The following is a 22,275-nucleotide window of genomic DNA, read 5'->3' as shown; positions in this document are numbered from 1 at the left end:
CATGGACAAAACGAAAAATATCCAAAACATTTATCCCCTCAGCCGAATGCAGGAAGGAATGCTTTTCCATTCCTTTCTGCAAAAGGAGGGGTCTGCATATATCGAGCAATCCGTCTTCACCATAAAAGGCCGGCTTCGTCCGGAATTGTTTGAACAAAGCGTGCAGTCTGTCATCAGCCGCCATGACATTTTCAGAACGGTTTTTTCACCTCATGTCGCTCAGCTGAACGGACCCCGCCAAGTCGTGCTGCGTGAGCGGGAATTCCGATTGCGCAGCGAAGATCTTACACATTTGGATGAAGCGGGACAAAACAGCTTTATACAGCAGTTTAAGGAACGTGACCGCTTAAAAGGCTTCGATTTGCAAAAGGATATGCTGATGCGTGTTTCTTTGTTTAAAACGGCAGACGAAGAATATGTATGTGTCTGGAGCCATCATCACATCCTCATGGACGGCTGGTGCCTCGGCATCGTCCTTCAAGAATTTATGCATATTTACAAGACGATTGAATCAGGTTCGCCCGTCACACTGGCGCCCGCAAAGCCTTACAGCACGTATATTACATGGCTGACTGATCAGGACAAAGACGCAGCTTCTGATTATTGGAAAGGATATTTATCGGACTGTGAGACACCCTCAGGACTCCCGAAAATATCGGCCCGTCCCCCGGAGGAAAAAGGCTACCGGAAGAAGGAGCTGCTGTTTTCTTTAGACGAAAACCTGACAGCCAAGCTGAAAACCATTGCCAAAGAAGAGGGTGCTACACTCGCGGTGCTTATGCAGACCGTATGGGGCCTGATGCTGCAGCGCTACAATCGGACGGACGATGCCGTTTTCGGAGCCGTCGTATCAGGGCGGCCTTCCGTTATTGCCGGAGTGGAAAACATGATCGGGCTGTTTATCAATACCGTGCCGGTACGCATCAAAACCGGTGATGAAAGCTTTAGAGAACTGCTGGGCCGCTGCCAGAAAGAAATGCTTGATTCAGAGGCGTTCAGCTACCATCCGCTTGCTGACATCCAATCTCAGACTGAGCTGAAACAGGATTTAATCGACCATATCATCGTGTTTGAAAATTATCCGATTCAGCAGCAGATGAAAGACGCGGAAAAGGAATCGGATGCACCGTTTCGAATCGGGAATGTCAACGTGTCGGAACAATCAGGCTACGATTTTAACCTGATCATAGCGCCCGGCGATGAGCTGCTCATCAAATTCAGCTACAATGCGAATGTTTATGATGAAGTATGGATAGAGAGCGTAAAAGGACATTTAGAAGAAGCCCTGCGCGGCGCCGCCTTCAATCCCGATGTTCCGGCTGACCGGCTTCCGATGCTCGGACAAAAGGAAAAATCAAGAATAATCGGCGAATTTAATGATACGAAAACAACTTATGAAAGAGATGAAAGCATCATCAGCCTGTTCAGCCGGCAGGCGGAAAAAACTCCGGATCATCAGGCGCTGCACGCCGGCGGGCTGACGTTGACGTACCGGGAGCTTGATGAACGGTCAACTGAATTCGCCGGCATCCTGCTGGAAAACGGTTTGACGCAAAAGGGAATCGCCGGGATTCTGGCCGAACGCTCACCGGAATTTATCATCGCTGTTCTCGCTGTATTAAAAGCGGGAGGGACGTACCTTCCGCTTGATGCAGATCTGCCTTCCGACAGAATCGCCGATATGCTCAGTGAGAGCGGGGCACAGCTGTTAACGGTACAAAAAGGGATTGAGACTGACATTGACTTTTCCAGTATCATTTCAATCCCGGTTGCAGCTGAGAAACAAACCGCTGACATGAGAAAGCTGAATACCGTTACAGCACCTGATGACCTTGCCTATATTATGTATACATCCGGTTCAACAGGAAAACCAAAGGGCGTGATGATTTCCAACCGAAACGTCGTATCACTCGTGTCAAACAGCAATTACTCGTCGGCCGGCACGACGGATCGTCTCATTCTGACAGGGTCCATCGGTTTTGACGCAGTGACGTTTGAAATATTCGGAGCGCTTTTAAACGGGGCATGCCTTCATGTGGTTGACCGCTCGACAATGCTTGCCCCTGAGAGGTTCGGCAGCTATCTTTCTGCCAACCGTATTACGATTCTGTTTTTGACTACGGCGCTTTTTAACCAGTTCGCCCAGGCAGACCCGGAGATGTTTTCCGGATTGCACACCTTATATGTCGGCGGAGAAGCTTTGTCGCCGGCACTCATCAATAAGGTCAGACACCGCTGCCCGAATCTCAGCCTTTATAACATATACGGACCGACGGAAAATACGACGTTTTCCACCTTTTACGAAATCACGCATGATTTTTCTCAGCCGATCCCAATCGGAAAACCGATCAGCAATTCAACCGCATTCATTATCGATAAAAATGGCGGGCTTGCGCCGATCGGCGTGCCGGGTGAGCTTTGCGTCGGCGGTGACGGGGTTGCCAAAGGCTACTTAAACAGGCCTGAATTAACAAGTGAAGCATTTGTCAGCCACCCGATTCACCCTGAAGAAAAAATCTACAGAACAGGCGACTTGGCGCACTGGCTGCCTGATGGAAGCATCGGGTACATCAGCCGTATCGACCGCCAATTCAAGATTCGCGGGAAGCGGATCGAGCCGGCCGAAATTGAAGCGCGGCTGACTGAAATTGACGGGATCAGGGAAGCGGCTGTCACCGTGTCACAAGAAGGACAAGAAGCCATTCTATGCGCGTATTATACGGGCGCACATATTGAAGAAAGGACCATTCGATCCCTATTGGCAAGGTCGCTTCCCGACTATATGATTCCGCAGTATGTGACTAAGCTTGACCGTATGCCGCTAACCGCAAACGGCAAAGTGGACCGCCGCAGACTGCCTACGCCAGAACGAAAAAAAGCCTCATCAAAAGCCGTTCCGCCCCGAAACTGGGTCGAGCGTGAGCTGATCGACATTTGGACGCCGATCCTCGGCTGCGGGGAGCTGGGCATACAGGATGACTTCTTTGAGCTGGGCGGCCACTCTTTAAAAGCATTGCAAGTCATTCATCAGCTGAAGACGAGGCAGCAGATGGATGTGCCGATTGAAATGATATTTGAATATCCGACAATTGAGCAATTGGCTGAAAAACTGTATTCCAGCAAACTATCAGAAGCTGCCGAACAGCATATCAGCAGACTGAATCAGCCGAAAGGACGCAATCTTTTCTGTTTTCCGCCTATCTCAGGTTTCGGGATTTTCTTCAAAGATCTTGCGGCGGCATTAAATGGACGGGCTGCTGTGTACGGCTTTAACTTTATTGAAGAAGACAGCAGAATGGAACAATACATTGATAAAATGCTGGAAATCCAGCCGGAAGGCCCTTATATCCTCTTCGGATATTCGGCAGGCGGCAATACGGCATTTGAGGCGGCAAAAGCGATGGAAAAACGGGGCTTAAAAGTCAGCGATGTCATTATCGCAGACGCGTACAGAAAGCTTGACGCACTTCCGCCGCAGCCAATGAACGCAACAGCCGAAAATGTCCCGGAAGCGGTCAGAGAAGCGGTCATCAAAAAGACAGAGGGCTATCAAACGTACTGGGCGGAACTGATAAATGACGGCCAAATCGCGGCAAACCTCCACTTTATTGAGGCCGGCATAAAGGAAGAGCACAGCGATAAGCCCGAGCCGAAGAAATGGGAAGGCGCCACAACGGGTCTCTATCAGGATATCAAGGCGAGGGCGCCCATAAAGATATGTTTGAACCGGCCTTTGCACACCAAAATGCTGAGGTCATACTGGAGATCGTTGCAAACAGCGGCAGACGCTTGGAACGGAATCTGTAACATCCGGCAGAATGGTTCAAGAAGACAGAGGGCAAGATAGGGGAATCAAACCCAGTTTTTTGGAGGCTTGTCATGACGAACCTATCTTGGCTTACGTATGTAATGATCATCCTTGCCAGCTACCGGCTGACCCATTTAATTGTATTTGATAAGATTACGGAATTCATAAGAAAACCCTTTTTAAAGCAAGAAAAAACCGTCGATCAAAACGGGCGCACCGTGCAAAAAAAAGTCCCGTCCTCCACATTCGGTTATATGCTGCAATGTTATTGGTGTGCGGGTGTCTGGTGCGCCATATTAATCGGCATCTGCTATTTGGTCTGGCCCCGCTTTGCTCATCCGGTTATTTTCATTTTGTCCATTGCCGGAGCGCAGGCCATTCTTGAGACTTGCGTCGGCGTCGGAACGAAGGTCATTGACGTGCTGGCCGCCATAAAACATAAAAAGTCCTGAAGCGATTTGTTTCGCTTTAGGACTTTTTTCTTTCTCTTTTAGTCTAAGACTTTCTGATTCACCGCCCGGAATGCTTCGGAATACCGTAAAGCAGAGAGGGGGAAAAACATGAAAGGCTGCCGTTCCAGCATGATATGGTTTTTGGCCGTTTTACTGACAGCCGGCATCTTTACAATGTCAGCATCAGCAAAAGCAAGCGGCACTCAGCCGGAGAGAGAAATGAGAGCCGTATGGATCGCGTCTGTCACCAATATCGACTGGCCCTCTAAAAAAGGGCTGTCACCTGATGAGCAAAAAAAAGAATACAGCAAGCTGCTGGATGACGTTCAGGCAATGGGGATGAACGCCGTTATCGTCCAAATTAAGCCGACGGCTGATGCTTTTTATCCATCAGATTACGGACCTTGGTCAGAGTATTTGACAGGAACTCAAGGTAAAAATCCGGGGTACGATCCGCTTGCTTTTTTAGTTGAAGAGACACACAAACGGAATCTTGAATTCCATGCTTGGTTCAATCCTTACCGGATCACGATGAATCACACAAATTTGAATGCGCTTTCAAGTGATCATCCCGCCCGTTCCCATCCGGACTGGGTCGCTACATATGGAAACCAGCTGTATTATAATCCGGGCATTCCGGAAGTAAGGCAATTTATAACGGATGGGATCAAAGAGGTGGTCAGCCGTTATGACATTGATGCGGTTCATATGGATGATTATTTTTATCCTTATAAAATTGCCGGACAGGAATTCCCCGATCAGGCGGAATACGAACGGTACGGAAAAGCTCACTTTGCATCAATTGATGACTGGCGCAGGGATAACGTCAACCGTCTTGTAAAAGAGATCAATCAGACCATTAAACGAGAAAAACCTTATGTCAAATTCGGAATCAGCCCGTTCGGCGTATGGAGAAACGCCGCAGATGACCCGACAGGCTCCAAAACGGCCGCCGGGGTGCGGAACTACGATGACTTATACGCTGACACAAGAGAATGGATCCAAAAAGGATATATTGATTACATCGCACCGCAGATTTACTGGAGCATCGGGTTTAAAGCAGCAGCATATGACGTCTTGACGGATTGGTGGGGGAAAGAAGTGAACAATCGCCCGGTGCATTTATATATCGGGCAGGCGGCTTATAAAATCAATAACAACGCTGATCCTGCCTGGGCCGACCCGGAGGAATACGGAAGACAGATTGCTCTTAACAGGGGATCGGCATGGGTTAAAGGCAGCATGCATTTCAGTTTAAAGGATCTGAACCGTAATCCGCTCAATGTGAAAAGCCGTTTGCTCAAAGACATGTACAGCCGTCCAGCATTAATTCCCGAGATGCCATGGCTTGGACATTCCGCTTTAAAAAAGCCGGCTGTCAAACGAGCGGAAAAAAATGCTTCAGGCAATACACTCTATATCGAAGATGCGAAATCCAACGGTAAGAAAACGGCTTATTACGCCATTTACCGCGCAGAAAAGGGAAAGCAGCCTTATTTAGTGGATACAGTCAGAAAAACAGCGTCACGGACGCAAACATTTTCAGATACTGATACTGATATCCGGGCGAAAGGCGCCTGCACCTATATCGTTACTTCCGTTGACAGGCTCCACCATGAGAGCCGTCCCTCCGCAAAACGGACGGTTAAATAACATTTTTACAAAACTGACAGCTCCTGAGCTGTCAGTTTTTTTGCAGATGAGTCGGAATGTTCAGACTTTATTTGAATGGAATGAATAAAGACCCCCATTAATAAAATGTAGAAAGCAGCAGAAGGAGGAAGATTAATGAATTTTCAACTGACAAAAGAACAGCAGCTGGTGCGCGAAATGGTCAGAGATTTTGCCAAAAATGAAATTGCCCCGAAAGCCCATGAGGTTGATCAATCAGCCGTCTTCCCGGCAGACACATTTAAAAAAATAGGCGAACTCGGTCTGCTCGGAATTCCGTTTCCGGAAGAATACGGCGGGGCGGGCGGTGACACCATTTCATATGCAATAGCGGTTGAAGAAATCGGAAAAGCCTGCGGAAGCACGGGGCTAAGCTACGCGGCGGCCGTGTCACTCGGCGCAAGCCCATTATACTATTTCGGTACTGAACAGCAAAAACAAGAACACCTTACTCCGCTTGCTTCCGGAAAAGCGCTCGGATCATTCGGGCTGACAGAGCCAAATGCCGGTTCAGACGCTGGCGGAACACAGACAAAAGCCGAGAAAAAAGGCGATGACTATGTAATAAACGGTGAGAAATGCTGGATCACAAACGCCAATTACGCCCGCACGGTCATTGTCACCGCCGTGACGGGAAAGAACTCCGCCGGAAAACCGATCATCTCAGCCCTCATTGTTCCGACAGACACACCGGGATTTACGATCACAAACCCGTACGACAAGATGGGTGTGAGAGGATCGGATACGGCCGAACTTGTGCTGGAAGATGTCAGGGTGCCTGCCGACAACCTGCTTGGCGATCCTGAGAAGGGGTTTAAACAATTTTTATATACGTTAGACGGCGGACGGATTTCAATTGCGGCGCTTGCTGTCGGTATCGCTCAAGGGGCATTGGAGGCGTCTCTGTCATATGCGAAAGAACGCAAGCAGTTCGGCAGCCCGATCTCATCATTTCAAGCCATTCAATTTAAACTCGCTGACATGGCGATGGAAATTGACCTTGCCAGACAAATGGTGCTTAAAGCGGCATGGCTGAAGGATCAAAACCTGCCATTTACGAAAGAAGCGGCATTCGCCAAGCTCTATGCTTCAGAAATGGCCGTCAGAACGTGCCTTCAGGCCATTCAAATTCACGGCGGTTCCGGATACATGAAGGAATACGGGGTCGAACGCATGCTTCGTGACGCAAAGCTGATGGAGATTGGCGAGGGAACGTCAGAAATTCAAAGAATGGTCATCGCGAGACAGCTGTTGAAGTGAAATGAAAACGTTTACCAAAGCAATGATGGAAGGAGGCAGGTCATATGGCTGAACTTATCCATTTAACAGCGGGAAAGCTGCTTGAGCGGACCGTGGAGCTTTTCCCGGACCATGAAGCGGTTGTTTACCCTGAGCGCGGCCTCCGTTATACGTATGCCGAGTTTGACCGGTTATGCCGGCAGACCGCAAAAGGGCTGATGAAGCTGGGAATTGAAAAAGGAGATCATGTGGCCATATGGGCATCCAACATACCGGAATGGCTCGCGGCGCAATTTGCAACGGCGAAAATCGGCGCCGTTCTGATCACCATCAATACGAATTTTCAAATCGCAGAGTTGGATTACCTGCTGACCCATTCAGACGTCTCGGCCCTGATAATCATGGACTCCTACCGGCAGACATCTTATGTCGAGTTGGTGAATAAACTGATTCCGGAGCTGAAAACTTGTGAGCGCGGCAGACTGCGTTCGAAACGTTATCCTTTTTTACAGACAGTGTTATATATCGGTGATCAAAGCCCGCCCGGAATGCATCATTGGGATGCTCTGCTGAAGGATGCAGAAACCGTAACGGATGCAGAGCTTGACAGAAGGATGGACAGCCTGAAAAAGGATGATTGCATTCATATGCAATATACGTCAGGTACGACGGGATTTCCGAAAGGCGTCATGCTCTCACATTTTAATATCGTAAATAACGCGGCCAACATCGCAGAATGTATGAAGCTTACCTCAAGTGACCGTTTATGCATCCCCGTGCCATTTTTCCACTGCTTCGGGTGTGTGCTCGGCGTGCTGGCATGTGTATCCGCGGGGGCGGCGATGATTCCGATCGAGCAGTTTTCTCCGCCATCCGTTCTGAAAACGGTGGAACAAGAAGCCTGCACGGCTCTGCACGGTGTGCCGACGATGTTTATCGCCCTGCTTCATGACAGCGGTTTTTCTGATTATGACCTTTCTCACGTCCGAACCGGCATTATGGCAGGCTCGCCATGCCCGGCGGAAGTCATGAGAGAAGTAATCGGCAAAATGGGGATGACCGACATTACCATTGCCTACGGACAGACTGAAGCATCACCTGTCATTACGCAGACTAGAACGGATGATCCGTTTGAAAGAAGAGTGGAAACAGCGGGGCGCGCGCTTCCCCATATCGAAGTCAGAATTGTTCGGCCCGGAACATCCGAGGAGGCTGCACGGGGCGAACAGGGAGAGCTCTGCACCCGCGGATACCATGTCATGAAAGGCTATTATAAAAATCAAGAAGCAACCGAAGAAGCGATAGATAAAGACGGCTGGCTGCATACCGGTGATTTGGCGGTCATGGACGAGGACGGGTACTGCAAAATCACAGGCCGTCTGAAAGACATGCTGATCAGGGGCGGCGAAAATATCTATCCCCGGGAGATTGAAGAAATGTTATATCGGCATCCAGCGGTAGCAGACGTTCAGGTCGTCGGTGTCCCTGATCCGAAATACGGCGAAGAGGCCGCGGCGTGGATCAGGCTCAAAGACGGACAAACCGCTTCTGCAGAAGACATCAGAACCTTTTGCAAAGAAAATATAGCCCGCTATAAAGTCCCCCGGTATGTGTTGTTCACAGATGAATATCCCATGACAGCCTCAGGAAAAATCCAGAAATTCAAACTGCGGGAAAAAACGATTGAAGAGCTCAAGTTAATTTAATGAAAAAGGAGTGCTTCACAATTGTTTAAAAAAGTTCTGATTGCCAATAGAGGAGAAATCGCCTTAAGAATAATCCGCACCTGCAAACGTCTCGGCATCCCCTCGGTATCTGTCTATTCAGAAGCCGACCGGGATGCGCTCCATGTAAAAGCGGCTGATGAGGCCTACCTGATCGGTCAATCGAGAGTAAATGAAAGCTATTTACATATTGACAGAATCATAGAAGCCGCTAAAGCCGCCGGAGCCGACGCCATCCATCCCGGCTACGGGCTGCTGTCAGAAAACAGCCGGTTCGCCGAACGCTGCCGAAAGGAACACATCACATTCATCGGCCCGCCAGGTGACATCATCGTTAAGATGGGAAGCAAGATAGAAGCGCGAAAAACGATGCAGCAGGCAAAAGTCCCGATCGTTCCCGGTGTTTCAGAGCCATTGCCCGATGTTCACTCGGCCTTAGCCGAAGCCCGTGCCATCGGCTTTCCGGTCATGCTGAAAGCGTCCGCAGGAGGAGGCGGAATCGGCATGCAGATCGTACATTCGGAAGAAGAACTGGCAAAAGCGTTTGAAGGCAATCAAAAGCGGGCCGCGTCTTTTTTCGGCGACGGCGCAATGTATATGGAAAAAGTCATTGAAAACGCCCGTCATATTGAAATTCAGATTCTCGCAGATTCTTTCGGCAATACCGTTCACCTGTTTGAACGTGACTGTTCAGTGCAAAGGCGCCATCAAAAAGTGATAGAAGAAGCGCCATCGCCGTTTGTTGATGAGGAATTAAGACAAAGACTCGGTGAAACCGCCGTTAAAGCCGCTAAATCTATCGGCTACCAAAATGCGGGCACAATAGAGTTTCTTGTCGACCAAAAGAAACAAATCTATTTCTTAGAGATGAATACAAGACTGCAGGTAGAGCATCCGGTGACAGAAGAAATTACGGGACTGGATCTTGTGGAAGAACAGCTGAAAATTGCCGCGGGACAGCCGCTGACTTTCTCGCAGAAAGACATCACCCATCACGGGCATGCGATAGAAGTGCGGATTTATGCGGAAGATCCGGTCACCTTTTATCCGTCACCCGGCACTATCTCCTCTTTCTCCGTTTTACGGCATCCGTCAGTGAGACACGAATGCGCCGTTGAAAAGGGCAGCACCGTTTCTCCGTTTTACGATCCGATGATTGCCAAAATGATTGTTACGGCAAAAACGAGAAAACAAGCCATTGAACAACTGAAAACCGCCCTTGGCGAATATCATGTAGAAGGAATTAAAACCAATATTCCGTTGCTGACAAAAATCGCCTGTTCAGAAGCGTTTGAAAAGGGTGAAGCGACAACCGGATTTTTACAAACAATAAACGGGGAGGCGTCAAAATGAGCGTCATAAAAATTCAAATGGCCGGTAACCTGTGGAAAATTCATGTGAAACCGGGCGATGTCATTGAGGAAGGACAGGAAGTGGCTATCTTGGAATCTATGAAAATGGAAATTCCGATCATCGCTGATGCATCCGGAACGGTGAAAGAAGTGAAAAAAACGGAAGGCGATTTCACTGATGAAGGAGAGGTCCTGATTGAGCTTCAATAAAACGGGAGGTGCAGCATGAACTGTCCGAAGCATGTCCGCATCAACGAAGTAGGGCCTCGTGACGGCCTGCAGAATGAATCGGCGTGGGTGGATACAGAAGATAAGATTGAGTGGATCAATATGCTGTCAAAGACAGGACTTCCCTATATCGAAGTGACATCATTCGTGCATCCGAGATGGATTCCGGCTCTTCGTGACAGTCTGGATGTCGCAAAGGGGATTGCCAGATCAGAAGATACGGTCTACGCGGCTCTCGTTCCAAACCTCATCGGACTGGAACATGCAGCAGAAGGCAGAATTGATCAAGCCTGTGTGTTTTTATCAGCAAGCGAAACCCATAACCAAAAAAACGTAAACAAACCGATTGACCGGACCGTTCAAGAACTCAGGCGGGTCATTACTGAAGCAAAAGCTGAAAAAATGGCGACGAGAGCGTATCTGTCCACTGTATTTGGCTGCCCGTACGAACAGAACGTGCCGGTCGAACAAGTCGTCCGCCTGGCAGACACCCTGATCGAAATGGGTGTTGATGAATTATCGCTCGGCGACACAATCGGCGCGGCGAATCCCTTGCAGGTCATCGCCGTGCTTGAAGCCCTTTTGCCGAGAATTCCGGCATCAAACATCGCACTCCATTTCCATGATACAAGAGGCACGGCTCTTGCGAATATCATTCCCGCCCTTGATATGGGCATTACATCCTTTGATACCTCCTCAGGCGGGCTTGGCGGCTGCCCGTATGCCCCGGGATCAGCAGGCAACGCCGCCACAGAAGATGTCATTTATATGCTTGAACAAATGGGGATTGATACCGGGACGGACTTGAATAAACTTCTTGAGGCCGCCGGCTGGATCGGGGACAAAATCGGCAAAGACCTGCCAAGCAGAAACCTGCAGGTATTCAGAACGAAATGAGAAAGGAGAAGCCATGGGAGATTGTGTCTTGTATTCCGTCTGTCAAGAAACGATCGGTCTGATCACACTGAACCGCCCGCATGCAGCCAACTCGCTGTCTTCTGAAATGATTGATGATTTACAGCGTGTAATTACAGACATCAGAAACTCGCCGGCTATTCGCTGCGTCATTCTCACCGGCTCCGGAAACACATTTTGCGCCGGTGCTGATTTAAAAGAAAGAGCAGGAATGAATCATGAACAAGTCAAGCAAAGCGTCAGGCGTATCGGCGAAACAGCCGCCTCAATTGAAGCTCTCCCGCAGCCGGTCATTGCAGCGCTGAACGGAACTGCTGTAGGAGGAGGTCTTGAACTTGCTCTCGCCTGCGATATCAGAACAGCCGTCAGCCGGGCGGGTCTCGGCCTACCTGAAACAGGCCTTGCGATCATTCCCGGGGCGGGGGGAACACAGAGACTGCCGCGGCTTATCGGTCCCGGCGCTGCAAAAGAATTGATTTACACCGGCCGAAGACTCACGGCTCAAGAAGCAAAAGACATGAAGCTGGTCGAGCATGTATGTGAAGCCGGGGAGCTTATGGAAAAAGTAAAAGCACTGGCCGGACGCATCGCCGCCAATGGACCGATCGCCGTCAGACAAGCAAAATTCGCGATAAACAAGGGTCTGGAGACAGATCTCAATACAGGGCTCACCATCGAACGAAAAGCATATGAACAAGTCATCCCGACACTTGACAGAGAAGAGGGCCTGCGCGCCTTTAAAGAAAAAAGACCCCCTGAATACAAAGGAAAATAAAACATGGAGGGACTCGGATGGATTACGAAAAAGAACGGCAGACACGCAGCAAAACGATTGAAAAAGGAGGAGCGGAGAAATATCACGCAAGCAACGAAAAAAAGGGAAAACTGTTTGTAAGAGACAGGCTGAAGCTTCTATTCGATGACGGCATATCCGTAGAAGATGCTTTTTTCGCCGAATGTATGTCAGACGGACTGCCGGCTGACGGGGTCGTCACCGGAATCGGAACTATCGGCGGCAGAACCGTTTGTGTGATGGCAAACGACTCAACCGTAAAGGCGGGTTCATGGGGCGCGAAAACGGTGGAAAAAATCATCCGCATTCAGGAAACGGCGGAAAAGCTGCAGTGTCCGCTTCTGTACTTAGTCGATTCAGCAGGTGCGAGAATTACGGATCAGGTCGACATGTTCCCGGGCAGGAGGGGAGCCGGACGCATTTTTTATAATCAAGTAAAGCTGTCGGGACGCATTCCGCAAATCTGCTTATTGTTCGGTCCTTCCGCTGCGGGCGGCGCTTACATCCCGGCATTTTGCGACATCGTCATTATGGTTGAAGGCAATGCATCCATGTACTTAGGCTCTCCGCGCATGGCGGAAATGGTAATCGGCGAAAAGGTATCGCTTGAAGAAATGGGCGGCGCCCGTATGCATTGTTCCGTATCAGGCTGCGGTGATCTTCTCGCCCGGACGGAACAGGAAGCAATTACGATGGCGCAGACATATCTCAGCTATTTTCCGGCAAATTATACTGAAAAAGCACCCGTCAACACATCCAAGAATCCGAAAGCTTTTGAAAAACCGCTCTCAGATGTCATTCCGGCACATCAAAACGCGCCGTTCAACATGATGGATTTAATTGAACGTGTCATCGATGAAGACTCCTTTTTTGAGATCAAACCATTATTTGCGCAGGAATTAATAACGGGGCTTGCGCGGATTCACGGACAGCCGGTCGGCATTATCGCCAACCAGCCGCGTGTCAAAGGCGGGGTTTTATTTCTCGATTCGGCGGACAAAGCCGCAAAATTCATCGCTTTGTGCGACGCATTTCATATTCCGCTTCTGTTTTTGGCAGACATCCCCGGCTTTATGATCGGAACGAAGGTTGAGCAGGCGGGCATCATCAGACATGGCGCAAAAATGATCTCCGCAATGGCCGAAGCGACTGTTCCGAAGCTTTCCGTTATTGTCAGAAAAGCCTACGGTGCCGGATTATATGCGATGGCGGGCCCGGCTTTTGAACCGGATTGCTGCTTAGCGCTGCCGACTGCGCAAATTGCCGTTATGGGGCCTGAGGCAGCGGTGAATGCGGTATATGCAAACAAAATCAGCGAACTCGCTCCTGAAGAAAGATCGGCTTTTATTCAAGAAAAGCGTGATGAATACAAGGAAGACATCAACCTTTACCGCCTCGCCTCTGAAATGGTGATTGACGGCATCGTTCCCGCTGATTCCTTGCGGGAAGAACTCAATAAACGCCTCACTGCTTACATGTCCAAACAACTGACATTCACACACCGGAAACACCCCGTATACCCGGTATAAAGAAAAAAGACCGCATAGATCCGGCCCGCGGCCGTTCTTCTATGCAGTCTTTTTTTCATAGTCTTGATCTCATCTTTTTCACGACAAAATAAACAACAATAAATACAAGAGCCAATATAATGATCGGAGTCGTATACATTCCGGCATAGCTGTCTACATCTTTCCACTGTCCGCCGAGCTGATACCCGAGATAAACGAAAATGATAGACCACGGAATAATCGCAAGCGTCGTCAAGGTGACAAACTTGGAAAGAGGCATTTTCGCGAGTCCGGCAGGGATGGAAATCGCGTGTCTGACGACCGGGATAAACCGTGCCGAGAATACCACGCCCGCGCCGTAACGGCGAAACCAGTTTTCCGCAACATCAATATGATGCTTTTTCAGCAGTAAGTACTTGCCGTACTTGTCCAAAAACGGACGTCCTCCATAACGGGCGATCCAGTAAATAAAACATTGCGCGATCGTTCCCCCGATGACACCGGCGATAATGGCGCCGATAAAACTGATCGTACCTTCTGACACCATATAGCCTCCGTAAGCCAGAACGATTTCACTCGGAATGATTTCGATCATTAACCCGAGCGCAATCCCTAAATAGCCCATACTTGTCAGCCAGGATAATATTTCACTAATAAAATTGCCCACACTGTTCACAACCTCTTTATCTTTTTACCCAATTATATGACTGATTGACAAGCAAAATGGTTACAAATTATTTTTTAATGCGTCATTTCTTCAGATTCTCTTTTTAACACCTCTTCTAAATAAGCTAAAAGTTTCGGTCTCATTTCTTTCCGCAGAAGCCCGATCTCCGTCCCGGCTTTAAAACACCCGAGCTTATCGCCTATATCGAACCGGCTTCCTTCAAGTTCCCGCGCGTAAATGCTCCGGGTGCGGCACACTTTGCGCAGCGCATCAGTTAATTGGATTTCGCTGCCCGCGCCTCGTCCGATCGTTTTGAGCGCCTGGAAAATGGCAGGGGTTAATATGTATCGGCCCATCACGGCAATACGTGAGGGCGCCTTTTCAGCAGCCGGCTTCTCAATCAGGTCTTCAACCTGATACACATGACCGCTTTGCCGCCCCGTCTGTATAATACCATATTTGCTGACATCAGCAGGCTCGACGGGCTGTACGCCGATTGTTTCTGTGCCGTGCTGGTTATAGACGTCTATGAGCTGCGAAAGCGCGGGGGTGTCAGATACCATAATATCATCTCCTAAGAGAACGGCAAAAGGCTCATCTCCGATAAAATGCTCCGCACACAATACCGCATGTCCTAAGCCGAGCGGCTCTTTCTGGCGGATGTAATGAATATTGGCCAAATCGGCAATCTGCTGCATTTCCTTAAGCATCTCCGTCTTGCCTTTTTCCTGCAGATTGAATTCCAATTCCGCCAACCGGTCAAAATGATCTTCAATCGAGCGTTTGTTTCTCCCCGTAATAATCAGTATATCTTCAATTCCTGATTCTGCGGCCTCTTCTACAATATATTGGATTGCCGGTTTGTCGACAATCGGCAGCATTTCTTTCGGCTGCGCCTTTGTCGCCGGCAGAAATCTCGTGCCTAAACCCGCTGCGGGGATGACCGCTTTTCTCACTTTTTTTCTCATTCATCTTCACTCCTGATCCTGTATGTTTTTCAGCGAATCCCCAAATACCCAGATTCGGTTTCCGATAAAATTCATCATCATTCCGCCGATAGTGGCGGCAAGCTTACTCACCAAAAGCGTACAGCCGCTTTTTTGAAACGCGTAAAGCAATAAAAAGGTGATCACCGACGCGGCGGCATTAATCATGAGAAAGCGCACGATCTCTTTCCCGTCGGCCTTGCGTTTTACACGAAACGTCCAGTTTCGGTTCCACACATAGCTGTTGATGATCCCCGCCGAATAGGAACAGATCTGAGCCGGCAGATAAGGGACATGGCAAGCGGTGAGAAGGAAGAAGACACCAAAATCTATTAGCGTATTTCCCACGCCCACGGTGCAAAAACGGCCTAACGTCTTTATTTTTTCTTTCAGCATAACGGCACCCGGTTTTGACCTCCCTTCATAATAAAATGCGGATGGCTGTCATAGTTGTTGATAGGGATTACTTTAGCGGACAGTGTTGAATAAACAATTACTAAAATATGAACAAAACATGAAAACGTAATGAGGCCTTGCCGTTCCATTATGTTAACAGTTTAATAGTTTTGGTTGACATATTTCGTGAGGGACACTAATATTCTGTATAAGTGTTAACCTATATTTATTTTGGTTTACATTAATTTTCAAGGTAAGAGAAAGCAGGGGAGAGAATGGAGGAAGAGATATATTACAGCGTCAGAATGAGAGCTTCCCGGGACGCACCTCATGAGCAGGGAGGAAAACACATTTCCGGCGGAGAACGGCTCATCACTTACAGCGGATTACAAGAAGCGGTGAATGGCTTATTACATAAAGGCTTCTCGCATTCAAGAGGGACACCTGATTTTATGCAGATACAGCTTGAAAGCATCAATCAACCGATCAAAACGATCCGCCCGTTACCGGTTGCCGTACATCAAACAGATACGGCAGAGAAAGGACAAGCAGTCGCCCGGAAGCTTCTGCAAAAAGCCGGGATTCCTCCGCACATGATAGAGAAAGCCTATCAAAATATCGCGGAATATGCAGAAGTAAGAGGAGCGGTCCTGTTCGACATTCAGACGGGAAAACGCATTGACGGCAGAAAGGAAAGAGGTGTACGGGTATCCCGCATGGATTGGCCGGCACACGATTTTCAAAAATGGACTCTCGAGCACAAAATGCCGGAAAATCCAAGAATAAAAGAAGCGCATGCCATCGCGGCAAAGGTTTGTGCGCATCCGGGCATCATAGCTGAACTGTGCTGGTCGGATGACCCTGATTACATAACAGGCTACGTTGCCGCAAAGAAGCTGGGCTATCAGCGGATTACCAAGATGAAGAATGCCGGAGATGAAAGCGGCTGCCGGATTTTCTTTACAGATGGAGCCATAGATACAGAGAGCTGTATACATTTTTTAGAGAAGCAGCCTGTATTCATTCAGAGGGAGGGGAAAATATGAAACAATCAATGATTGAAAAAAGCAAAAAGCATCTTTGGCTGCCCTTCACACAAATGAAAGATTACGATGAAGATCCGTTAATCATTGAAAGCGGAAACGGAATTATGCTGAAAGATACAAGCGGCAAAGAATATTATGACGGCTTTTCTTCAGTATGGCTCAATGTACACGGCCACCGCAAAAAGGAAATGGATGAGGCGATTCAAAAACAGCTTGAAAAAATCGCTCATTCTACTTTGCTGGGCATGACGAACGTTCCCGCAACAGAACTTGCCGAGATGCTGACGAGCATCACACCGGAAAAGCTGACGCGCGTTTTTTACTCTGACAGCGGAGCGGAAGCGATGGAAATCGCTCTGAAAATGGCCTTTCAATACTGGAAAAACATAGGGCGGCCTGAGAAGCAGACATTCATTTCTATGCAGAACGGCTATCACGGCGACACGATCGGAGCCGTCAGCGTCGGCTCTATTGAACTTTTCCATCATGTGTACGGCCCGCTGATGTTTGAAAGCTACAAAGCCCCGATTCCTTATGTATACAGATCTGAAAACGGCGACCCCGTTCAGTGCCGGGATGAATGTCTTAGCGCGCTCGAACAGCTGCTTGCGGAGCATCACGAAGAGATTGCGGCACTTACGATTGAATCGATGGTGCAGGGGGCATCCGGCATGATCGTCATGCCTGAAGGCTTTCTGGCAGGCGTACGAAAGCTGTGTACGGCATATGATGTGTTAATGATCGTTGACGAAGTGGCGACGGGTTTCGGCCGTACCGGAAAAATGTTTGCCTGTGAGCATGAAAATGTCCAGCCTGATTTGATGGCGGCAGGGAAAGGAATTACCGGAGGCTATTTGCCGATTGCCGTGACGTTTGCCACAGAAGCGATTTATGAAGCCTTCTACGATGACTATAACAAAATGAAAACATTTTTCCACGGTCACTCCTATACAGGAAATCAGCTTGGTTGTGCCGCGGCAATTGAAAATCTGCGTTTATTTGAATCAGAGCGCATCGTTGAACAGGTCGCCGAAAAATCAAAAACAGCAGCGATGTTTCTTCATGATCTGAAGCAGCTTCCTCATGTCGGCGATATCCGTCAGCTCGGTTTGATGTGCGGCATAGAGCTTGTGCAGGATAAGGAGACGAAACAGCCTTATCCGCCTGAAAAGAGGATAGGATACGAGGTATCTTTAAAAATGAGAGAGCTTGGTATGCTGACGAGACCGCTCGGAGACGTAATCGCCTTTCTTCCGCCGCTTGCCAGCACAGCTGATCAGTTAAAAGCCATGATCTCCATTATGAAAGAAGCGATAGCCGAGGTGACCGGCCGTGGATTTTGACGGATGGCTCCTCGGAAGGCTCGATGCGGTGAAAACAGACGGGCTGTATCGGACGCTGCGAACACAGGAAACCGCTCTCAAAACCAAGGGGCAAAAGCGGCAGATCTGGGCGTCTAATGACTATTTGGGTCTGTCAAAAGACGAACGGCTGATCACAGCCGCGCAAACGGCGCTGAGCCGATTCGGGGCAGGAAGCAGCGGCTCACGGTTAACCACCGGAAATACGCTATGGCACGAAAAACTTGAAAAAACAATCGCGGACTTTAAACAGACGGAAGCTGCTTTATTGTTTTCAAGCGGTTACTTGGCAAATATCGGCGTGCTTGCTTCACTGCCGCAAAAAGGCGATGTCATTTTAAGCGATCAATTGAACCATGCGAGCATTGTGGACGGCTGCCGTTTATCAAAAGCGGAAACCATTGTGTACCGACATATTGATATGGCAGATCTCGAGAACAAACTTGCCTCCGTCCAGTCTCGGAACCGCCGCTTTATCGTCACGGACGGCGTATTCAGCATGGACGGCACCATTGCCCCGCTTGACAGCATAATGGCGCTTGCAAAGAAGTATCAGGCATTTGTAATAGTAGATGACGCGCATGCAACCGGGGTACTCGGGGAAAACGGCGGAGGAACCAGTGAATATTTTGGTGTTAGGCCTGATGTTGTCATCGGCACATTAAGTAAAGCTGTCGGAACGGAGGGCGGTTTTGCCGCAGGATCAAACATTTTCATTGATTTTTTGCTGAATCATGCGCGGACGTTTATTTTTCAGACGGCCGTCGCGCCGGCGATTTGTGCGGCTTCGCATACGGCATTTGACATCATAAAGGGCATGCACGGTACACGCCGTGTACTGCTGTCATCTATCAAAACGATAAAAACCCGTCTCGCCGACATGGGATTTACCGTAAGAGGCGGAGATACACCGATTCTCCCCGTCATCATCGGTGATGCAAAAACAACGGTCTCAGCCGCTGCGTTACTGGAGAAAAAGGGGATCTGCGCCCCTGCCATCCGCCCGCCAGCCGTTCCGGATGGTGAAAGCAGAATCAGGCTGACCGTCACGGCGGACCGCAGCTTACAGGACATAGATGAGCTGACAGAAGCATTTGATTCCATTAGAAAAGAGCTGAACATCAACCAATGAGAAGTTTTTTTGTCACAGGAACAGATACCGGCGTCGGAAAAACCATCGTCTCTTGCGGACTTGCCGCGGCATTCAGGCAGAGACAGGCGGATGTCGGAGTATTTAAGCCGTTTTTAAGCGGAGTGCCGCGGACTCATCCGGAAAGTGACACTTCTCTGTTGAAAGATATGTCACAAACCGCACTGTCTCATGAAGAAATTACGCCATTTGAATGGAAAGAGCCGCTTGCACCGTACACGGCCGCCATGCTTGAGGGAAAATCCGTAAGTATGGAGGAGGTCACGGTTCACTGGAAAAAGATTAAAAATCGTCATGAGTGTTTCATCGTCGAAGGAGCAGGCGGCATTTCCGTACCGCTCGGTGAAAATTACTTAGTCAGTGATCTGATAAAAGCCCTGGAATTGCCGGCGGTGATTGTGGCCAGGCCTGATCTCGGAACCATCAACCACACATATTTAACCGTTGAATATGCGAAAAACATGGGAATAGACATTATCGGCATCATCATCAACGGCGTAAAAAGCCGGCCGGGGCTGGATGAAAAGACAAACCCGAACATAATTGAAGCGCTGTGCGGAGTTCCGATTTTAGGAATCACACCGAAGCTGGAACACGTTTCAGCGGAAAACATTCAACACATGATTGAGAAACATGTAGATGTTTCTACTTTCATGAATCTGACACAAATGGGGAGATAAACATGAATCAATGGATGGATCTTGCAGAGAGAGTGCTGGACGGGGCGGAAGTAACGAATCAGGAAGCGCTTGCCATTTTAAATTGTCCTGATGATGATCTTTTATTGCTGATGCATGCCGCTTTCCATATCAGAAAACGATTTTACGGAAAAAAAGTAAAGCTGAATATGATTATGAATGCTAAATCAGGGCTGTGTCCGGAAAATTGCGGGTACTGTTCACAATCTTCAATATCAAAAGCGCCGATTGAGTCTTATCGGATGGTGGATAAGCATATATTGCTTAAGGGGGCAAAACGCGCCCATGACCTGAATATAGGAACATACTGTATCGTCGCCAGCGGACGGGGCCCGTCAAACAGAGAAGTAGACCAAGTGGTTGATGCCGTCAAAGAAATTAAAGAAACGTACGGTTTAAAAATTTGCGCATGCCTCGGTCTGCTGAAGCCGGAACAGGCAGAGCGGCTGAAACAGGCAGGAGTAGACCGGTACAATCATAACATCAATACATCACAAAGGAATCACTCAAACATTACAACCTCTCACACGTATGACGACAGGGTTAATACGGTGGAAACGGCCAAACAATCGGGGATGTCGCCTTGTTCGGGTGTCATCGTCGGCATGAAAGAGACGAAACAGGATGTCGTTGATATGGCGAACAGCTTAAAAGCGCTTGACGCCGACAGCATCCCTGTTAATTTTCTGCATGCGATTGACGGAACCCCGTTAGAGGGGGTAAGCGAATTAAACCCGGTATATTGCCTGAAAGTGCTCGCTTTGTTCCGTTTTATCAATCCGGCAAAAGAAATCCGCATCTCAGGAGGCCGGGAAGTCAATCTTCGTTCACTGCAACCGCTCGGTTTGTACGCAGCAAATTCCATATTCGTCGGCGATTACTTAACAACCTCAGGGCAGCACGAAACAGAGGATCATAAAATGCTCCATGATTTAGGGTTTGAAGTCGAATCCGTTGAAGAAATGAAAGCCGACTTACAATCCGCCTGCAATACGGAGATATAAAATGACGGCGGGCCTATCGATTGCACATCCGTCCCTCCATGCGGATTCAGATTTTTGGAATAACCCTTATCCGTTTTATGACAAACTGCGGGCCGTTGATCCCGTGTATCAAGGAACCGTTTTAAAATACCCGGGGCGCTACATCACCGGATATCAAGAAGCGGAAGCCGTCCTGAAAGACACCAGATTTAAAAACCGCATTCCGATGCCTGAAGCATCAGCTAAATATAAACACCTGAAAAACTTGCAGAAGGATATGCTGCTGTTTACGAATCACTCAGACCATAAGCGGCTTCGCATGCTGATCGGCAAAGCATTCACTCTGAAAAAAGCGGAGCGGCTGAAACCCTTTATAACAGCAACGGTTCATGATGTGTTAGACCAAATAGATCACAGTAAAACCGCAGACCTTGTATCAGACTTCGCCTTCCCAGTGGCGAGTCTCGTCATTGCGGACATACTCGGGGTGCCGAAAGAAGACAGAGCAAGCTTCAGGGAGTGGACCGCGGACGTCATTCAGGCCATTGACCTGACACGCTCTAAAAAGTCGCTGCTTAAAGCCGGCGGTACAGCCGGCAAGCTGACGGCGTATTTTAAAGATTTGATTCAAAAACGGAAAACAGAGCCCCAAAAAGACGTCATCACCACACTTATCAGCGAAGAACAGCTTACAGAAGAAGAAGTGCTCGCATCCTGCATCCTGCTCATTATCGCCGGACACGAAACGACGGTGAATCTGATCTGCAATGGCGTGTTTTCATTATTGAAACATCCGGCCGAGCTCAGCAAATTGCTGGAAAATCCGCAGCTGATTGCATCTGCAACTGAGGAATTTCTACGCTTTGAAAGCCCGGCGCAGCTGACGGCTCGTACAGCTTCAGAAGACTGCGTCATCAATCAGCACCTCATAAAAAAAGGAGAGCAGGTATATATTCTGTTAGGCGCAGCCAACCGCGACCCGGAGGTATTTCATCGTCCCCATCAGCTGGACATTACGAGAAATCCCAATCCGCATCTGGCATTCGGAAAAGGCGCCCACGTCTGTATCGGCTCCTCATTAGCGCGGATTGAGGCCCAAACGGCCATCCTCACACTGCTGGAGCGGGCCCCTGATATTCGCCTTGTGAAAACAGATGTTACATACCGCAAACTCTTCGGTTTCAGGTCGCTTTCAGCGCTTCCGGTTGTTCTCAGCTGATGACATTGCAGAAGGGGCAGGTTTATCAAGCCCCTTCTCTAAGATGAAACAGTTCCTCTTATCATGTACCGGAAACATG

General features: G+C 48.8%; 17 protein-coding genes and 2 pseudogenes. 16 read left to right on the top strand and 3 right to left on the bottom strand.

Going from position 1 to position 22,275, the window contains the following annotated elements; all coding sequences use genetic code 11:
* Position 1: 1 nt before the first annotated feature.
* The 10 genes and pseudogenes from MHH91_RS09755 to MHH91_RS09710 all read left to right on the top strand — a co-directional run bounded on the left by MHH91_RS09755 (position 2) and on the right by MHH91_RS09710 (position 13,711).
* A pseudogene (locus MHH91_RS09755) lies at positions 2-3,807 on the top strand (non-ribosomal peptide synthetase).
* A gap of 72 nt (positions 3,808-3,879) precedes the next feature.
* A complete protein-coding gene (locus MHH91_RS09750) occupies positions 3,880-4,260 on the top strand; it encodes a DUF1360 domain-containing protein (RefSeq protein ID WP_013352474.1) in 381 nt (126 codons plus the stop codon).
* Between the two features lie 108 nt (positions 4,261-4,368).
* Positions 4,369-5,913: a glycoside hydrolase family 10 protein gene (locus tag MHH91_RS09745; protein WP_340977682.1), complete on the top strand. Its 1,545-nt coding sequence runs from the start codon at positions 4,369-4,371 to the stop codon at positions 5,911-5,913.
* A 135-nt stretch (positions 5,914-6,048) separates the two neighbouring features.
* Positions 6,049-7,191 (top strand): acyl-CoA dehydrogenase, encoded by a 1,143-nt coding sequence (locus MHH91_RS09740; RefSeq protein ID WP_013352472.1) that lies wholly within the window; start codon positions 6,049-6,051, stop codon positions 7,189-7,191.
* A 44-nt stretch (positions 7,192-7,235) separates the two neighbouring features.
* The gene (locus MHH91_RS09735; RefSeq protein ID WP_014470337.1) at positions 7,236-8,876 is read left to right on the top strand and encodes an AMP-binding protein; all 1,641 of its coding nucleotides are present in this window, start codon (positions 7,236-7,238) and stop codon (positions 8,874-8,876) included.
* Between the two features lie 21 nt (positions 8,877-8,897).
* Positions 8,898-10,247: an acetyl-CoA carboxylase biotin carboxylase subunit gene (locus tag MHH91_RS09730; protein WP_013352469.1), complete on the top strand. Its 1,350-nt coding sequence runs from the start codon at positions 8,898-8,900 to the stop codon at positions 10,245-10,247.
* Positions 10,244-10,456: an acetyl-CoA carboxylase biotin carboxyl carrier protein subunit gene (locus MHH91_RS09725; protein WP_013352468.1), complete on the top strand. Its 213-nt coding sequence runs from the start codon at positions 10,244-10,246 to the stop codon at positions 10,454-10,456. The genes MHH91_RS09730 and MHH91_RS09725 overlap by 4 nt, the downstream gene beginning before the upstream one ends.
* Before the next feature lie 15 nt (positions 10,457-10,471).
* A complete protein-coding gene (locus MHH91_RS09720; RefSeq protein WP_013352467.1) occupies positions 10,472-11,371 on the top strand; it encodes a hydroxymethylglutaryl-CoA lyase in 900 nt (299 codons plus the stop codon).
* Positions 11,372-11,384: 13 nt separating this feature from the next.
* Positions 11,385-12,164: an enoyl-CoA hydratase gene (locus tag MHH91_RS09715; protein ID WP_013352466.1), complete on the top strand. Its 780-nt coding sequence runs from the start codon at positions 11,385-11,387 to the stop codon at positions 12,162-12,164.
* 17 nt (positions 12,165-12,181) lie between these two features.
* Positions 12,182-13,711, top strand: a complete 1,530-nt coding sequence (locus MHH91_RS09710; protein WP_013352465.1) for an acyl-CoA carboxylase subunit beta — start codon at positions 12,182-12,184, stop codon at positions 13,709-13,711.
* A gap of 55 nt (positions 13,712-13,766) precedes the next feature.
* Here MHH91_RS09710 and MHH91_RS09705 read toward each other — a convergent pair whose 3' ends face one another.
* The 3 genes and pseudogenes from MHH91_RS09705 to MHH91_RS09695 form a co-directional block, all read right to left on the bottom strand.
* Positions 13,767-14,357 (bottom strand): DedA family protein, encoded by a 591-nt coding sequence (locus MHH91_RS09705; RefSeq protein WP_013352464.1) that lies wholly within the window; start codon positions 14,355-14,357, stop codon positions 13,767-13,769.
* Positions 14,358-14,431: 74 nt separating this feature from the next.
* A complete protein-coding gene (galU, locus tag MHH91_RS09700; protein WP_013352463.1) occupies positions 14,432-15,325 on the bottom strand; it encodes a UTP--glucose-1-phosphate uridylyltransferase GalU in 894 nt (297 codons plus the stop codon).
* Between the two features lie 6 nt (positions 15,326-15,331).
* Positions 15,332-15,791 (bottom strand): annotated as a pseudogene (locus MHH91_RS09695) (GtrA family protein).
* Positions 15,792-16,014: 223 nt separating this feature from the next.
* On the opposite strand from MHH91_RS09695, the gene MHH91_RS09690 reads away from it, so the two are divergent.
* From MHH91_RS09690 to MHH91_RS09665, 6 genes are read left to right on the top strand one after another with little or no spacing between them, the layout of a single operon-like run.
* A complete protein-coding gene (locus MHH91_RS09690) occupies positions 16,015-16,785 on the top strand; it encodes a 6-carboxyhexanoate--CoA ligase (protein WP_013352461.1) in 771 nt (256 codons plus the stop codon).
* Positions 16,782-18,128, top strand: coding sequence for an adenosylmethionine--8-amino-7-oxononanoate transaminase (gene bioA, locus MHH91_RS09685; RefSeq protein WP_013352460.1), 1,347 nt, complete (start codon positions 16,782-16,784; stop codon positions 18,126-18,128). The genes MHH91_RS09690 and bioA overlap by 4 nt, the downstream gene beginning before the upstream one ends.
* Positions 18,118-19,278, top strand: coding sequence for an 8-amino-7-oxononanoate synthase (gene bioF / locus MHH91_RS09680; protein ID WP_013352459.1), 1,161 nt, complete (start codon positions 18,118-18,120; stop codon positions 19,276-19,278). Before bioA ends, bioF begins: the two co-directional genes overlap by 11 nt.
* A complete protein-coding gene (gene bioD, locus MHH91_RS09675) occupies positions 19,275-19,976 on the top strand; it encodes a dethiobiotin synthase (protein WP_013352458.1) in 702 nt (233 codons plus the stop codon). The genes bioF and bioD overlap by 4 nt, the downstream gene beginning before the upstream one ends.
* Before the next feature lie 2 nt (positions 19,977-19,978).
* A complete protein-coding gene (gene bioB / locus MHH91_RS09670) occupies positions 19,979-20,998 on the top strand; it encodes a biotin synthase BioB (protein ID WP_013352457.1) in 1,020 nt (339 codons plus the stop codon).
* Position 20,999: 1 nt separating this feature from the next.
* On the top strand, positions 21,000-22,196 hold the full coding sequence (locus MHH91_RS09665; protein WP_013352456.1) for a cytochrome P450: 1,197 nt from the start codon (positions 21,000-21,002) through the stop codon (positions 22,194-22,196).
* The last annotated feature ends 79 nt before the right edge of the window (positions 22,197-22,275 follow it).

Origin of the sequence: Bacillus sp. FSL K6-2819 (genome assembly GCF_038008305.1) — a bacterium.
GTDB lineage: Bacteria > Bacillota > Bacilli > Bacillales > Bacillaceae > Bacillus > Bacillus amyloliquefaciens.
The sequence above is the reverse complement of the archived record's forward strand: the minus strand, read 5'-3'. Positions and strand labels throughout refer to the sequence as shown.